Consider the following 16013-nt stretch of genomic DNA (forward strand, 5'->3'; position numbering starts at 1 on the left):
AAGCCACTGTTAGACAAAAAAACACTACGAAAACAGAGAAACAAAAAGCTGCTGGATATGTGTACAATAACCTTCTAGAACGGGATTTTAATGCAGAGTTCCCAAACCAAAAATGGGTTACGGACATGACTGAAATTAAAGTGTTTAATACGAAATTTTATATTTCAGCGTTAATGGATCTTTTTAATAGAGAAGTTATTGCCTTTGAGATTAGTTTCAGCCCTGACACTGAGCTTATTAAGCGTACGATCGAAGCCGGTCAAAAACAGCGTCAGCTAAAGGATTTAGAAGGGGTTACAATTCATAGTGATCAAGGAAGCGTGTACCGTTCTTTTGAACATAATAAATTGTCGAGAACACTTAAGTTTACCCCAAGTATGTCTAGGAAAGGAAACTGTTGGGATAATGCCGTGATTGAAAGTTTCTTTTCTCAATTAAAAGTTGAATTTCCATGTTTCTATCCAAACACTAAAAAGGCTATATTTGAGAAAGATTTAAAGAAATATATCATGTATTATAATGAAGAACGAATCCAAAAAGGCCTGGGTTATGACTCACCAAAAGAGTACTATAAAGAGTTTATAAAGGTAGCGTAATATATACAAAAATGATCCCAGTCATTTGGTGTGGAATTGTGAAATTCCTCACCAAATGACTGGGCCACCAAGCGTAAGCGCGGTAGTTATAAGAGAACGTAACTAATTATTTTTTCGACTCTATTTTTTGGGGGCTTGACCATAGTTATACGGAAAAAGAATTTGATTATGCAAAATCAAAAGGGATACCAATATTATCTTTTGTCATGGATAGGAATGCTGCTACAATACCTGCAGATCGTGAAGTGAATCCAGAAAAAATAAAAAAATTAGAAACATTTGTTGAAAAGGCTACTTCAGGGAAGATGGTTAATTTTTGGAGTAATCCTGATGAACTTGCTACTAAATTATCTCTTGCATTAATTAAATCTTTTATTACTCATCCAAGAATTGGTTGGGTTAAATTGGACAAGGCTATCTCTCCTAAAGTTGCCGAGGAGTTAGCGGGATTAAGCAAAGAAAATAGAGAGTTAAAAGCCGAATTGGATGAATTGAAAAAACAAGAAGAAAAGGCAAAACCCTTGTTAGAGTTAAATTTCAATGGAAATAAACCATTGGAATTAGCCTTTAAAAAACAAAGTAATAATTATATATTTACACCTTCTCGAATTGAAGATATACCAGAACATCTTAAGGAATATATAGATCATGAAAAAATACGTGAATACAACGATGGGATTGAAGATGAAATTGAGTTAGTTAAGGAATATAATTCAAATTTGGAAATGTACAATAATATAATTAATTTGGCTGTACCTTTTGATCTGTCTTTATCCAATGTTGGAAAAGCAAAAGCAAATAATGTGTATCTTGAGATAAAATTCCCTTCTGAAATTGAGGTAATTGAAGGAAAAAAAGAGGGTTTTTCTGAACCTAAAAGGCCTACACTTTCAAAAAATCCTTTAAAAGAAGCAGAGAGAAATTATAAAAGAGCACAACAATCTGAAGGAAGTGTAGATAGCTTACTTAGATTTATGGAAAGAGTTGGGGGAAGTAGTTATATAAGTGGTTATAATCCTGGCTGGGATATTAATCCAGATATTTTTAAAACAATTGTTCCTAGTCGTCGTGATGGATTCTATAGTACATTGAATGATGATAATTCAATTACAATTTATAGGAAAGAATTGCTTCATACTAGGAGGAGTAACTGCCCTGATGATTATATTTTAGTTCCTAAAAAGGCAGGAGAATATGAAATTATAATATCAATTATTTGTGAAGAATATCTTTCAAAAGAAGTGATTTCGATTCCTGTTACAATACGTGATAAAGAGTAGTATAGGAAATAGCATGGTGTCCACTTATGGATCCATGCTATTTTTTAAAAATTGTTTTTCTTTTTGTCTCTTGCGCTTAATTCAATGATTATAAGTATTTTCGTATGTAATAAATTTAAAAAGTTGATTGATAGTTATTCAATAAACGGGTGCATTCCAGTGGTAAGGATAGCTTCTTTTTGTGTATAGCGGTGATTGTAGAATAACTCTTTTAGTACGTAGTAGACGTATACTATGCAATACAAAATCAGCAAAAGCAATAAACTTAACAAACAAAGTGGACGTCTTATTGACTTTCTCTTTTTTATTTGTGGAAGCGAAGTTCGTTTCTGAAATTGTATCCTTGTTCAATAGGGAAAATAATTATATGCATAAATTGGAGGAAATTAACAATATTTGTCGAAGTATAATAGGAGTTGCTACATTCCTTTTATCAGTGGTAAACAGATACCTAGCTTTAGATTTTATAACCACGATTATTTCGATATTAAATCTACTTGGCTTCTAGCCTAAAAAGGAATGAATATTGATGATAAATTTTCTTTATAGATTATTTCTTACTTTTAATTCAACATCCTTAATAATTGTTATTTTTTTAGTGAAAGAACAGGAAACAATAAACTGGCCTCATATAATGTCATTTATACCTGACTATATATCATACATTCTGTATTTCCTGTTGCCTGTTTCTTTTACTTATCTAAGCCTATTATTATCAAGGTTGTTATCTAATGATAGTTTAGAAAAATCTAAAAAAGTTATTGAAAAAGAGGGTAAAGAACGAACAATAGAACTTTCTAAAATTGCTGAAGTTGAGCAAGCTAACAATTCCTTTTTACCTAGTTACTTAGGATACTTTTTTGTTGCATTGAGCATTCCTTACTTCGAAACTTTAATTATTGTCTTTTTACTTTTATTTATATTCACCTTTTTTTCACAAACACTTTATTTTAACCCTCTATTTTTATTATTTGGATTCCATTTCTATTATTTAACTACCATTAATAGAACTAAAATCTTTTTAATTACTAGGAAATCCCTTAAAGACCCAAAAAATATTAATTTACCAAATTTAAAAAGAATAAATGATTTTACATTTATTGATTTAAGGAGATGAAACATGAATTATTTAGTTGCACAGACTAAGGGAAAAGACGGAAAAATATTAAAACTTATTTCAGACGAAGTTATTTTCAATTTACCAGACGATTTAGATAACCCCAAAATATTTAATTCCGACTATAAATTAGAAGATGATGAGTGGTTTCATATACCTAATTTCTCTAATGAGGAATACTGTATAGACTTTTTAAATAGAGAATTTATATCTACTGATTATGACCAAATAGGAAGAGATGATTATAAAAACTTACTGTATTTATGTTCTTTTCAAGAAGATATTTATTATTTCCAAAAAATAACTCCATCACTAATTATCAATAAAAAATGGTTTAAAATATCCGGTGAACCTGTACTTGAATATCAATCACCTATATTAGTTATAAATGAAAATCCCGACGCTATTTATTTGAAATCTAACGATACACTCTATTTTAAGAAGATTTCTTCACTCACTTCAATTTTCAAGGGCATAATAGAGCTTTATAAGGAGGCAACACATCAAGAGACAGAGGACTTTTTAAAAAGTGATTTTATTAAACTTGAAGAAGAATATGATGCATTAAAAGTAAAAACTGCAAATAGAAAAAGAATAGCACTTGCAATGGAAACACTTAAAGAATTTACTCCCATTGAAAAGCGAACAATCTATTCCTATATTAAAGATTATTGTGAAAATTTGCCTTTTGAAGAGGAAGAATCAAAATTTAAAATTAGAAATGAAGAAGAATTAAAACATCTATTATGGGGGATTGAACAAAGATATTACACTACGCCGGTTGGCAAAGAAAAAATGGTTGCAAACTCTGTATCAAAAGTTGAGCTATAAAGTACAAGTGTACGCTCTTAATATATGAGGAAAAGGCTGGCACTACTAGACTCTCTTTTTTGGTTTATTCAAGTAAAATATTTCCTAGACACCCATAGAACAATATAATTTTAATATGCATTATACGTAAAGAGAATGTATGAATTAGTTAAAGTCAAACTGCCTTCATCAGAGCTAGACAAGTTGAAGAACATCGGCTTTGAAATATAGAAAGAAAACTACTAGGGGGGAGCAATATTGACATATACTTTATTTACATACAGTGAACTTATACAGAGGAATGACATCTTCCTTGATAATTTATTGTTCGGTAATGGTTTTTCCATACACTTTAATCAACAATTTAGGTACAACAATTTATATGAACATTGTAAGGATTATTTTGAAGTAGAAGATCAAAAAATGTTTTCAAAGTTTGAAACTCAAAACTTTGAAACGGTTCTGCATGCATTACACACAACTATGTTGACAAACAGGATATTTGGTATCCAAGATGAAGAGATTGATTCTAGTTACGAAAGAATTAAGCAGTCTTTAATTGATGCAGTAAGAGAAGTTCACCCTCAATTTGAAGAACTTAGTCCCCAAAAGGGACACCAGCTAAGATTAGCTTATAACATATTTAAAAAGTCTATTTTTACAACGAATTATGATTTGTTACCTTATTGGGCTTTATTGAGTGTATTTAATAATAAATCCAGAAAAGTAACCGATGGTTTTGGATATGACAGTGAAAGTGAGTTGATTATGTTTGATAAGGGGGCTGGAACCAGGCCTTCAGATAATCCTCTGGAGTTATATTACTTGCACGGTGCATTACATTTTTATATGAGGAACGGAGAAATTGTAAAGATAACTAGAGGTATAAATACTGATTCTAGATTATTGGATATAATTACAGACACATATGCAGAAGGGAATTTCCCCCTTTATGTTTCTGAAGGAACATGGCAACAAAAACTTCAAAGAATTGAAAATAATAAGTATTTAATGCGTTGCTATAGAAAGTTTAAAAGCATGACCGGAGGCTTAACTATTTATGGACAATCCCTCGATAGACAATGCGATTTGCATATTATTAATGCTATTAAGGAATCAGCTATAACAGATATTGCCTTTGGAATATACGATACAGAGAAAGCTCAAGATATAATCAATGAAATATCGGTTATGTTTAGAGGACTGAATAAGAATCTTTTCTTTTTCGATTCGAGCATTTTCTTTAATTCACTCGAAGAACTTGAATGGATCCGAATTTTTGGGGAATAATTGGTGGGAATTTTGGTTTGGTTGCACAGAGGGAGTACAACCATACTGGTAACCAGAATATAATTTTTAAAGGAGGTCACTTCAAAAGTGATCGTTTTTTCGTATTTGACTAGATACTGCGCAAGCTAGCTAACAAACTACTCATGGATACGAGTAGTTTATCAATATTTTTACACCAAATTTGTTATTTTCTGGTATTATTTATTTATGAAGGTTCGTTAGATTGTGAAGAATTTCACTTAAACTAACGAAGCAGGTTTGTATAAGAAGATAAGAAATTTTTTTAGTAAGATGTCTAAACATTAAAGAGGGGGAGTAGCTTGAGACAGAGAATTCAATTTTTAGTGATTTTTTTATTTAGCGTGTTATTATTTTCTGCATGTGCAAGCAGTACGGGTGAGAAGGGAGAATACCCTTACGGACATTATGAAGATGATAAAATGATAGGCACTGTTAAGGAAGTACAAAAAAATGAAAACAGCGTTGTTGTTAATATTTCAGAGTGGGAAAAACGAGATATAAAAGGTCCAAATATAACATCTGAAGGTTATTCTTATATTGCTATGATAGCCGATGAAACTATAATTAAGTATGAAAATGGTACAGAAGCATCTCTCGACGATATTCAAAAGGGACAAAAGGTGTTAGTAAATCCTCCAAGAGGGAATGAATTCGAAGGTTATCCTGAGGAAATAATTTTATTAGACATGGCATACGAAGAAAAGTATTCAGGGCTTTTATCGCATATAGATGGGTTTAACCTTGTTGTAATGTATGTAGAAGGGGAGAAATTACCTTCTGAGATGCAAGAACTGGTTTATGGTAACACTTTGGATATTATGAAAAACAAAGAAAAGAAAATAGTAGCGACTTGGTGGGAATATGATGAAGATTACGTGGTCAATTATAAAGAAGAGCTGGACATTGAAAGATTTCCTGTAATGCTTGTTTTCAATCAAGAAGAACTTGTTTTTAAAACTTACAATGTTGATGAACTATATGATTTCTTTAAAAACTTGAAGTAATAAAAGTATAGGTTTTTTGCTTGTGAAAAAATTCACTTAAAGTAACGGGTGCAAGAATTGAAAAGAGCAACACTCCCAAAGGTGTTGCTCTTGCGGTTAATCAATCAAAAGTATTTCTGGTAAAACTCTTTCCGAAGCCTCCCACTTAATTGAGCATAAATACGTGTTGTTTCACTTTTCTCATGTCCCATTAAACTTTGAATCACTTCAAGAGGGGCACCGTTGTTAAGTAAATGAGTGGCATAGCTATGCCTAAGTTGATGAGGGTGAATATCTTTATTAATACCTGCACGTCTGGAGATGCGTTTAATGACATACCTCATTTGGGCGATACTCATTCGATGAGGATACCGTTCTGTAACAAAGATTGCAGGGTCTTTATCTGTGCGACTTTCAATGTATCGCCTTAACCAAATGTCGCAGCGAATATTAAAATATACTTCTCTTTCCTTATCTCCTTTACCTCTAACAATAGCTGAACGATCAGACCAATTTATACAATTCTTCTCAAGCGAAACAATTTCTCCAATACGACATCCAGTTGAGAACATGAATTCAAATAACGCTTTTTCCATAGAGGTCAAACATGCTTCACGTAGATGTTCAATTTCCCTCTCAGTTAAGAACTTTGGAATGCGTTTTCCGACTTTCGGCTCTCTAATTTTTGAAGCTGGATTTTTAGGAATATTTCCTTCCTCGTGAGACCATCTAAACAGAGATTTCATAAAACGGATTCTATGGGAAAGGCTAGATGGTTTTAGATGTTCGCTAGATTCAGATAAGTAGCATTTTAATTTTTCAGTTGTAAGTGTACCGATCTCTATATCATTGAAATAGCGAATAAGAAGTGTCGCTTGAAGTCGGTAGGCTTTTAAAGTATGTGGGGAAAATCCCTCTATCCTTTTATCAGATTCATACTTTTCCCATGCTTTCGATAATAACATTTCAATTCCTCCTCAATTGTAAAACATATTTTTAAAGGAATTATTGCCCTTTTTATCGAAATGAAGACTTATTGAAGTAACGGGCAGTAATATTATATTTTTAACATGGTTGGGACCTTAAAACTTAGTTGAAGGAGGGTAATTGTGAAAAAGATACTCAAAGTTATAATTCCTATTATTTTAGTATGCATTTTATTTATAATTTATACTCATTTCCATCAAACTGAAATTAGTGAAGAAGAGGCAATAAGAATAGCAACTGAAAAATGGATAAATATTGAAGAGAAAATAAACACAAGTAAATACTACCCAAACGCCGTTGGTAAGTACCCTTTTTATGAAAAAATGCCTATTTATATGGTCCTTACGTACAGTTACACAGAGTCTAGTCATTGGGAAGGTTGGGTACTAATAGAAACACATATTGACGGTTTTAGTGGAGAAATAGTATCAATTGCTACGTACAATTTACCCTCGGAAGAAGTTCCTGAAGAGCTTAAGATGAGCAAGCAATAAAAAGCTTCAACATGAAACTTTAACCATTATTTTAATTAGTAAGATAAGATTTTAATTAACAATGGCTGCAATTTTTCAGTTAAAGATACAAAAGAAAACGCTGTGCTTTTTAGCTAACGGTGAGCAAGAGTTGAAGATCAGAGCTGTTATTACGTCGCTTTTTCTTATTGTGCTAACGAAGCAGAATACTTGAAGAAGTAAAAATATCCAATGGGGGATTATATGTATAAAGCAAATTTAAAAAAGTATTTAAACAGATTTCTTATTTTGTTAATTGGAGTCTTTGTTATTTACAGTATTTATGTTCAATTAGAGTATAAACACTATATTAATCAGAGTATAGATAGAAATTATGACAATTTATCAATTGTATCTGTTAAAGGAAGTAATTTGGCTAACAGGCTGGAGGAGTTTGTTCATTTAACTATCGAAAAAGAAGAAAGCAGTGACGTGAAAAGCGATTTGTACAACAATTGGAGAATTGTTAACGGAGAAAGTAGAAGCATTCATTCCTACTTATTTGCTATTTCAACAATACATATGGGAGACGAATCATCTGATTGGGATTTACTACAATATAGCTTATTTCGTGTTGATGAATTTATATCTGGTATGACTAATAAGTTTCTTGAAAATCATTCGTATGCTATAAGTAGTGAAGAAAAAGAGAAAATGGAAGCCGTTATTACAGTTTTTAGAACCATTAGTGAAGAAAAAGATAATGAATTAGTTGACATAGAAGACATCTTACAGTCTATAAAGGAACCAATGCTAATTATTGACGACAATTATTCAGATATACTTGAACGAATAGGTAGGTAAATAAAAAAGATTGGCTTATTAAGCTAACGGAGGCTTATGTTCAATAAGAAAAGGAAAAACAACAGATTCACTTGCTGCGCAGTACAACCATACTATGCAGTAGAAATATGTCTTCAATCATTATGCGCTCTTTTCACTAAAAAATTGTTAGAAAATTTCTTGTAACTTTGCTTGCGATATTATTAAGCATAAATTATCATGTATATGTAACGGAATAAAAACATTAGTAACGAGAGCGAAGCACGCTTGGTTACATAGTCTATCAATCTATCTGGGTTGGCAGCTATGTTTCCTTGCGTGCTTTTTTTTACAGAAGGAGGACTTTTCCTTCAACTGAATGTAAATTAAGTTTTAGCCAAAGTTGTGATTTTATAAAAAATTGGAGAGGAAGAAATGAATTTGAAAAAACATAAGGCAACTGCCGTTTATGCTAGAACTAGCTCAAAAAAGCAAAATTTTGAATTGCAAATTGAGGCTGCAAGTCCCTATCTACAGGGAATTGTTCCAGAAGGTTTGTTTTACTTTGTTGATGAAGGAGTTACTGGCTCTTCTAAGCCAGTAGAACTTTTAAAACTAATTGACCTAATTAAACAAGATTTAATAGATACTATAGTCGTCTATGAACGCAGTCGGCTGACAGCCAGTTTGGATACTTATCTAGAATATTAATCTATCTATTCGACAGGCATCAACTAAAGGTAATCTTTACTGCAACAATGGAAGAAGGGATTGGATATATATATACAGAAGGTTTAAAGGCTTTGTTCAAGAAATACGAGAGTATTATGTTGTCCAACCGCATAAAAGATGTCTAAAAAGAAAACAGAATAGATCTCTAAAAATAGAACCGTTTTCCATCTAGCATACTTTGTTATTAGAGAGAGATTCTTCCACTCTCTTTATCTAAAGTAAAAAAAATTTGTTTGGACTGTTGACGAAATAGTTTATTCATGATAAAAATAGATTAAGAAAGATATTAGAACGTACATTCGTAATAATAATAACAACACTATAAAAATACAAAGATAAATCTCGGAAGGACCGGATTTTCTTGTGTATCTTAATTTCCTATGGAGGTTAAGTACTACACAAGAGATTCGGTCCTTTTTTTGTTCTCGAAACAGTAGCCTATCTTTCTATGAATATCAAAAGGAGGAGTGCAAATGAATAAGGCTTTTGAGAAATATGACTTCCCACAGTCAACCCCCAAGAAGATTATTATTCCGAGAGGGATCCAAAAAGATACACAGTCGCAGGTGGCTTTTCAATTAAAGCTAGACTTTATGGAACAGGAATCGAAAGACAACATAAAAGATAAGGGAGTATAAACCTTACATGTCCTGTCAAGTATGTTTATATCACATATTTGGAGGAGACGATAACTTGTCAAAATCAAGGATATCTAAAATTACGTACTCACAGGACCTACCAGTAGAATCTGCTGTTTGGGTGCAAAAATTAATTACCAAACTGCTAATCAATGAACTAGACATTGATTGCTCTGTTAAGGCAAAGCTCCTTCACTCAGCAGATCAAAGGTTTAGATACAAAGGAGGTAACTAATTTTGCAAAAAAAACTGGTTATCGTTTATACGCGGGTCAGTTCCAGCTCACAGAATTTACGTGAACAACGTGATGCGGCAAAAAAAGCATTAAAGGCGAGAGGCATAAATGAGGATGAAGTACTTTTTCTAGAAGACTTCAATGTTTCTGCAACGAAAAACGATGCAAACAATCGTCCAGCTTATAAAAAATTACTAAAGCTAATTAAAGAAGGCAGAGTAGCTTTAGTCATTATTTACGCTCGTGATAGAGTTCAACGGGATTTTTATGAAGCCTCAGAATTTAATGAACTTGTCAATCTCTATGGAGTTGAAGTCATTTTTACTGCTACAAAAGAAATACCGTTCATTAAAAATTCCAGTATCGAAAACTTCTACGGAATTTTTAGTCAGCAAGAAGGTCAGAACATCGGAAGACGTACTTCTGATGCGATTAAAAGATACCCAGGGAAAATAATTGGCTTCGAGCGCATTGAAGAAGTTTTAAAGGATGGTCGTACAAAAGTACGTTTCACTCTAGATAATACTCGAAGTAAAATAATTGAATCATTATTCGGGGAATTTAGCGAGATTCAAACAAAGGAAGAGTTTGTAAGTGTATTGACAAAGTATGGAAAATATTTAAATGGTCATACAACAGTTATGAAAATCTTACAAAGGCCATTCTATGCAGGGCATTGCATCACTGATTATGGTTATGACAAACTCAATCATGTGGATCCAGTTATTTCATTGGATTTGTTTGAAAAAGTCCAATCAATTCTTAATAAATTTATTGAGGAATACAATGAGGCTGTCACACGAGCAAAAGACAAGATGGTGCTTAACCCTATTTGCGGAGTTTGCAATAAAAACATGTTGTTCAAAAAAGCCCTGGATAAACCTGCTTACTTTGTATGTAGCTCCCGTCATAAAAAAGTAGTAGTTGAATTAGATGAATTCAACAAAATTATTGAAGAAACACTTAAAAATGAAACAGAGAAATTTGCTTTGAAAGAATATGAGTCTATTTTTAAGATGCATCTTCGTGGTGTAATAGATAATCTGACTTATCATAAACAACATAAAGAACAGCTACTTAACAAATCAATGTTGTCTTTATCCAGTAATTTTCACACTAAATACGAGAAATTGAAGTTAGAGATTCAAAGAAAAAATGCTGATATAGAAGAAATTAATCATGAAATTGCTCTGTTACAATCATTGAAAAATGAGATTAAAACAATCTCACAAATTGTACAACCTGCTCTCGGAAGCCTCACAAAAACTGAATTGGAAGTTTTAATAGAGCTCCTAATTAAGAGTGTTAAGGTTAATCATGATTATTTTGAAATAGATTTATACTCTCTAGTCAAAGAGAAAGGAGTTGTTTAGAGTTACAACACTTCGACCAGCTGTAGGTTACTTACGCATTTCTGACAACAGACAAAAAGAAAATCATTCAGAGGAAATTCAAAAGAGAATGATATCTGAGAAGGCCAAACAAGAAGGTTATGAAATTATTAAGTGGAGATTTGATGAAGCAGTAAGTGGTTACCGAAAGAGAGCATCTAAACGGAAAAAAATGCAGTTACTACTTAATGATGCAAGAGAAGTTGAAGCAATATTTTTCTATGATGAGTCTCGTATAACCCGAAGAATTTATGACTTTCAGCGGGAGATCTATCTTCCTATTAAGGAGCAATATCCACATGTAAAGTTCTTTAGTTCAGAATCAGCTAGTGGTGAGTGGGATCCAAACGATCCTTTAGTCCAAGCAAAACTGGTTTTTGCTGCTGAAGAATCAAGTATTAAATCTAAGCGAGCAAAAGATGCACAACTCAGTATTCTCGCAAATAATGATGCTGAAAAACCTAGCCGTCCAGGTACAAGAACACCTGTAGGATATGATTTGGTGGAAGGTCTATTAACTCCAAACGAAGATGCCCCTATTGTTACTAAGATATTTGACATGGCATCCTGGGGCTATTCAAATGAAAAAATTGCAGATGTTCTAAATGATGAACTTGTCAAAACAAAGCATATAAGTCAGTGGCATAGCAGTACTATCGATTACATCCTAAAGAATATTGTCTATGCAGGTCATCTAAGTTGGTCTATAAATCAAACCCATTCATCCCAAAATAAAATTAAGAATGGAGAACTTGAATCATTCAAAGATGTACATGATCCTATCATTTCTCCCGTCATGTTTTCCATTGTCACACAAGTTAAAAGCTATAAGAAAAGATACGGCATGTTAGATACATCATTTCTTCTTAGAAACCTTTTATACTGCAACCAGTGTAACACGGCGTTTAAGACAAAAGATAATTCACCTAAAGGAAAAAGCGGAAAATATCAAGTGTATCGTTGCCAAAACTGCAAAATTAATATTAGCGCTGAGAAAATACATGAAGAGGTTAAATCAGATGTAACAAAGAAATGGACATCCAATCTGCATCAAATGATAGATGAAAGTAAGTTTGCCCTAACAGGTTGGATGAAAACATTAAAAACATGGAAAAAACAAGTAGAACAAACTGAAGAGCGAATTCTCTTTAATGAGCGAATGCTAGTTCAACAAGAAGTGCAACAAGACATTGCAGCCATCTTCAAAAGCTCTAAAGAATTAATAAAGGAAGAAAAGTTTAAGATTAACCATGCAATTGAAAAGATTGAATTACTAAACAATGACATGGCATTGTTTGAGGTATTTTCTCATTTCAAAAAAGCAGATATTTCCTCATTATTAAATTACGAATTCAGAACATTATGCTTAACTTTCATTGATAAAGTCAAGGTAACTTATAGCAAGGATAAGGAATTCACTCTTTCTATTAATTATAGACTGAATCCATTCGTTGAGCTTGAAACATCTACTGGTCAAATAACCGAAGAATTAATTAAGCAACTGCCTGAAAAACCGAAAGACCTTAAGTTGAAAAAATAAACAAAAATATCCTATCTCCAGAATCCCTTGGCACCAACGGGATTTGGAGGCGGGCTATCGGTTAAATAACCACAAAGGTATACTTTTCTGATTGAAAAATCGAAAGTCATATTTACTTTATGGTCAAAAAACCGAAAGTTTAAACAGTATTTATTAATATTATGAAATTTATTTTCGCTTATGTTCGCCATTTAATTAAGACCAATTTATCATAAGGAGTAAGGAGGAAGTTCAAATGTCGAAAAGTTAAAGCTGAATGCACTGTTAAATTAGTAACGGAACAAAGTGAAAAATCATGTTTGTTAATTTTTACGTCAAAATAATAATGCTGGCTGAATAACGAACAAAGCTTAACAACTTTCCAACTAATCAAATTCAATTAAAGTGAGGTTCTTTTAATGGAAGAGAAAGTAATTAATATGGAATATTTAACTAAGTATCTCTCTAGTGAACTAGGGATATCAACTGATATTATACATCAAATATTGTATAGCGAATTAGATTACTATACTGAATTAGGATCCGTGGTTGGGGAGTATGAATCTTCGGATGACCTAGAAGAAACTAGTGTTGTTTATATGGAAGAATTAATTGATTTTATCAATAATAGAACACACATTGCTAAATCGATAATTGAAACTGTTCTAGAGGGAGAAGACCAATATATGAACCGACTTGGTTTAATAGAAGGATTTTAAACCCCCTAATATTTACGGTTAGAGTCGGCTAGCAATACATAGTCGTATTAAGGATAAGGTTTACAAAGAATTAGGTAAGTCTAGGAGATTGATTTTTAGTCTAAAGTAAAACTTTCCATTAGATATACACAGAATACGTTTGAAGGGGAAGGGAAAATACAATGAATACTGCTATTGAAGGTGCTTTATATATACGCTCAGCTAATAATTCAAGAATATCTTTAGCCTCACAAAGATTAGCTGGTGAGAAATACGCCAAACAAAACTCATTGTCATTAAACATCATAGAAGATGCCAAGTCTTCGGGAGCTACTCCATTTAGTGAACGTGCTGGTTTACGACGACTAGTTCACTTGATAGAGGATGGACAAGCTAAAATTGTAATAGTTAACTCTCTTACTAGAATCAGTAGGGATGTAAATCAAATTAGATCTTTCGGTTTACTAATTGAAAAGCACAATGCAAAGCTAATTGTGCTTGACGAAGAAGAAGTATAGAGAATTTAATATATCTATCAGAGTTTGTAATATTTTAAATTGAAAACTTTAGTCTTTGCATACTTCTTATATAAATTTTACTAGAACAATTTCATATCAAAAAGCAGGAGCACTGCTAGCAAATCTGTTGAAGAAGTATCTTTTCTTCGACGGTTGTTAGTGGTGCTTTTTTATCTGGTAAAAAGGAAGTGTCCAATAATTCTTGAGACCACTCTGCTATGGTTTCACTCCATAAATAGAAAATAACAATTTCAAATAGGGGTGTAAGTAATGAAAAAAAACATACAACTTGATTACAATCAACATTACGAAACAGTGTTAGCTACAAAGGAAGATTTGGAAAAGATTAAAGCCAATGATTTCTTACATTACTTTTCGGACTTAATCATCAAATATTCTAACCAAATGGAAGATAAAATGAAAAATGGGGTCTAAAAGAGCATTAGGTTATGTTAGAATAAGCCCGCGACCGGAAAAGGACCAGCAAAATACATCTATAGAAAAACAAAGAGAAGATATAAAAATGTATTGCGAGAAAAATAACATTGAACTAGTCGATATTTACGAAGATAATCTGAAATCTGGAAAGTCTTTTGAAGGTCGAGACGGTTTTAAAATAATGTTCAACAGAGCTTTGAATAATAAAGAGAGAATAGACTATATAGTAGTTCACAAGCAAGACCGATTAGCACGTAATAATTTACATACATTGTATGTAATTGAGAAGTTAAACTCAATGGATAAACATCTTATTTGCGTAGCAGACAGAACAAGTACGGAAGATCCCAAAGATAAGCTTATTCTTCAGATTATGTCAGTTTTTTCGGAATTGGAAAGGGAGTTAATTTCATTTCGAACTTCTTCAGGCATGGAGAAAAAAGCTAAGGAGGGAAAGTTTCTTGGGGGAAAAGTAACGGGATATGAAAGTATAGATAAAGAACTAACATTGGTTCCTGAAGAAGCTAAAGTCGTAAAGTATATCTTCGAGAAATATGCTATTGGTCTGTGGGGATATAAAAAAATAGCATCTAGCCTTAATACCCAAGGTGTTAAGACGAAAAAGGGAAAGGAATGGACTGTTAACGCCGTTAAAACAATCTTAGAGAATCAGAATTATATTGGTAACACAAAATGGAGAGGTAAGATAAATAAAGGTGAACATACTCCAATTATTGAAGAGCCATTGTGGGAAGAAAAGGTAAAGGTTATGGATATTAGGAGTTTCATTCCTGAAAAAATACACCCTGGATCCTACCCACTCAGCGGGTTAATGAAGTGTCCACAATGTGGAACGTCGATGGTACAAGGAAATAGTAGCCAAAAGTATAAGTATTATCAATGCAATAAAAATAAAAACAGTGGTAGTAGTGTGTGTCTGTCTAACCTCGTTAATAAGGAGTATGCTGAAGAAACGGTACTTAACAATTTCTTGCACCATCTCAAGGAAAAAGTTTCTCCATTGGCAATTCATTCAGTTACAAGGTCAATATTAAACTATGAATTAAACCCCTTGGAAATAGAAGCTAGTAGCCTAAAAAAGCAGATAGAAAAAATACAACGAGAGATGTTGAAAATTATGGAGCATTCTAGTGATACATCTCTTAACTTAGATGCTGAAATGATTAAATCTCAACTAGCAAAAAAACAAGAAGAATTAAACAAAATAAAAACCAGTCTTATTGAAATAACTAAGCAAATCCAGTTGAAACAAAATGGGTCAATTATGGACATCATAGAGTATTCCATTAAAAACTTTAAAGAGTTTTACCATACACTCTCTGATGAGGAAAAGAAGATGTTTTTTCATTCCGTCATTAAAGAAGTTCATGTAACTCAAGGGGAGAAAACAAAGGATCGACGCATAAAGGATGTTTTATATCATTTTGATTTGGAAGAGCTTAATAGAAGTGGTATTTCAATATAG

Annotated in this window: 18 protein-coding genes; 17 read left to right on the plus strand and 1 reads right to left on the minus strand. The window is 32.4% G+C overall.

Features of this window, described 5'->3' with window-relative positions:
• The 6 genes from CDZ92_RS15905 to CDZ92_RS15930 all read left to right on the plus strand — a co-directional run.
• On the plus strand, nucleotides 1-596 hold a 596-nt coding region (locus CDZ92_RS15905), incomplete at its 5' end, for an IS3 family transposase (RefSeq protein ID WP_176483854.1).
• A gap of 245 nt (nucleotides 597-841) precedes the next feature.
• A complete protein-coding gene (locus CDZ92_RS15910) occupies nucleotides 842-1876 on the plus strand; it encodes a hypothetical protein (RefSeq protein WP_141395238.1) in 1035 nt (344 codons plus the stop codon).
• A gap of 529 nt (nucleotides 1877-2405) precedes the next feature.
• Entirely contained in the window at nucleotides 2406-2993 is a 588-nt protein-coding gene (locus CDZ92_RS15915) for a hypothetical protein (RefSeq protein WP_096156201.1), read from the plus strand.
• 3 nt (nucleotides 2994-2996) lie between these two features.
• Nucleotides 2997-3824, plus strand: a complete 828-nt coding sequence (locus CDZ92_RS15920; protein ID WP_096156202.1) for a hypothetical protein — start codon at nucleotides 2997-2999, stop codon at nucleotides 3822-3824.
• 237 nt (nucleotides 3825-4061) lie between these two features.
• On the plus strand, nucleotides 4062-5093 hold the full coding sequence (locus tag CDZ92_RS15925; RefSeq protein ID WP_176483790.1) for a DUF4917 family protein: 1032 nt from the start codon (nucleotides 4062-4064) through the stop codon (nucleotides 5091-5093).
• 320 nt (nucleotides 5094-5413) lie between these two features.
• A complete protein-coding gene (locus tag CDZ92_RS15930; protein WP_096156204.1) occupies nucleotides 5414-6118 on the plus strand; it encodes a hypothetical protein in 705 nt (234 codons plus the stop codon).
• Between the two features lie 104 nt (nucleotides 6119-6222).
• On the opposite strand, the gene CDZ92_RS15935 is transcribed toward CDZ92_RS15930, so the two are convergent.
• Nucleotides 6223-7062, minus strand: a complete 840-nt coding sequence (locus tag CDZ92_RS15935) for a tyrosine-type recombinase/integrase (protein ID WP_096156205.1) — start codon at nucleotides 7060-7062, stop codon at nucleotides 6223-6225.
• Between the two features lie 144 nt (nucleotides 7063-7206).
• Here CDZ92_RS15935 and CDZ92_RS15940 point away from each other — a divergent pair, with 144 nt between their 5' ends.
• The 11 genes from CDZ92_RS15940 to CDZ92_RS15980 all read left to right on the plus strand — a co-directional run bounded on the left by CDZ92_RS15940 (nucleotide 7207) and on the right by CDZ92_RS15980 (nucleotide 16013).
• The gene (locus CDZ92_RS15940; protein WP_096156206.1) at nucleotides 7207-7578 is read left to right on the plus strand and encodes a hypothetical protein; all 372 of its coding nucleotides are present in this window, start codon (nucleotides 7207-7209) and stop codon (nucleotides 7576-7578) included.
• A 222-nt stretch (nucleotides 7579-7800) separates the two neighbouring features.
• Complete coding sequence (locus tag CDZ92_RS15945; RefSeq protein ID WP_255249832.1) at nucleotides 7801-8400, plus strand: hypothetical protein; 600 nt, start codon at nucleotides 7801-7803, stop codon at nucleotides 8398-8400.
• A gap of 393 nt (nucleotides 8401-8793) precedes the next feature.
• Nucleotides 8794-9069 (plus strand): recombinase family protein, encoded by a 276-nt coding sequence (locus tag CDZ92_RS15950; protein ID WP_096156208.1) that lies wholly within the window; start codon nucleotides 8794-8796, stop codon nucleotides 9067-9069.
• A gap of 494 nt (nucleotides 9070-9563) precedes the next feature.
• Nucleotides 9564-9728, plus strand: coding sequence for a hypothetical protein (locus tag CDZ92_RS20105; protein WP_176483791.1), 165 nt, complete (start codon nucleotides 9564-9566; stop codon nucleotides 9726-9728).
• Between the two features lie 55 nt (nucleotides 9729-9783).
• A complete protein-coding gene (locus CDZ92_RS15955) occupies nucleotides 9784-9963 on the plus strand; it encodes a hypothetical protein (RefSeq protein ID WP_096156209.1) in 180 nt (59 codons plus the stop codon).
• A gap of 2 nt (nucleotides 9964-9965) precedes the next feature.
• A complete protein-coding gene (locus tag CDZ92_RS15960) occupies nucleotides 9966-11336 on the plus strand; it encodes a recombinase family protein (protein WP_176483792.1) in 1371 nt (456 codons plus the stop codon).
• A complete protein-coding gene (locus CDZ92_RS15965; protein WP_096156211.1) occupies nucleotides 11329-12894 on the plus strand; it encodes a recombinase family protein in 1566 nt (521 codons plus the stop codon). Before CDZ92_RS15960 ends, CDZ92_RS15965 begins: the two co-directional genes overlap by 8 nt.
• A 419-nt stretch (nucleotides 12895-13313) precedes the next feature.
• A complete protein-coding gene (locus CDZ92_RS15970; RefSeq protein ID WP_176483793.1) occupies nucleotides 13314-13592 on the plus strand; it encodes a hypothetical protein in 279 nt (92 codons plus the stop codon).
• A gap of 161 nt (nucleotides 13593-13753) precedes the next feature.
• Entirely contained in the window at nucleotides 13754-14089 is a 336-nt protein-coding gene (locus CDZ92_RS15975) for a recombinase family protein (RefSeq protein ID WP_096156213.1), read from the plus strand.
• A 270-nt stretch (nucleotides 14090-14359) separates the two neighbouring features.
• Nucleotides 14360-14524 carry a hypothetical protein gene (locus tag CDZ92_RS20110; protein ID WP_176483794.1) on the plus strand — a complete coding sequence of 55 codons (165 nt, stop codon included), beginning with the start codon at nucleotides 14360-14362 and terminating at the stop codon, nucleotides 14522-14524.
• Nucleotides 14514-16013, plus strand: coding sequence for a recombinase family protein (locus CDZ92_RS15980; RefSeq protein ID WP_096156214.1), 1500 nt, complete (start codon nucleotides 14514-14516; stop codon nucleotides 16011-16013). The genes CDZ92_RS20110 and CDZ92_RS15980 overlap by 11 nt, the downstream gene beginning before the upstream one ends.

This window comes from Bacillus sp. FJAT-45066 (genome assembly GCF_002335755.1).
Lineage (GTDB): Bacteria > Bacillota > Bacilli > Bacillales > Bacillaceae_I > Bacillus_CD > Bacillus_CD alkalisoli.

Excerpts from the sequence above, each read along its gene's own strand:
- CDZ92_RS15915 (WP_096156201.1), top strand. The coding sequence starts at position 2,406 with ATGATAAATTTTCTTTATAGATTATTTCTTACTTTTAATTCAACATCC.
- CDZ92_RS15920 (WP_096156202.1), top strand. The coding sequence starts at position 2,997 with ATGAATTATTTAGTTGCACAGACTAAGGGAAAAGACGGAAAAATATTA.
- CDZ92_RS15935 (WP_096156205.1), bottom strand. The coding sequence starts at position 7,062 with ATGTTATTATCGAAAGCATGGGAAAAGTATGAATCTGATAAAAGGATA.
- CDZ92_RS15945 (WP_255249832.1), top strand. The coding sequence starts at position 7,801 with ATGTATAAAGCAAATTTAAAAAAGTATTTAAACAGATTTCTTATTTTG.
- CDZ92_RS15950 (WP_096156208.1), top strand. The coding sequence starts at position 8,794 with ATGAATTTGAAAAAACATAAGGCAACTGCCGTTTATGCTAGAACTAGC.
- CDZ92_RS20105 (WP_176483791.1), top strand. The coding sequence starts at position 9,564 with ATGAATAAGGCTTTTGAGAAATATGACTTCCCACAGTCAACCCCCAAG.
- CDZ92_RS15970 (WP_176483793.1), top strand. The coding sequence starts at position 13,314 with ATGGAATATTTAACTAAGTATCTCTCTAGTGAACTAGGGATATCAACT.
- CDZ92_RS15975 (WP_096156213.1), top strand. The coding sequence starts at position 13,754 with ATGAATACTGCTATTGAAGGTGCTTTATATATACGCTCAGCTAATAAT.
- CDZ92_RS20110 (WP_176483794.1), top strand. The coding sequence starts at position 14,360 with ATGAAAAAAAACATACAACTTGATTACAATCAACATTACGAAACAGTG.
- CDZ92_RS15980 (WP_096156214.1), top strand. The coding sequence starts at position 14,514 with ATGGGGTCTAAAAGAGCATTAGGTTATGTTAGAATAAGCCCGCGACCG.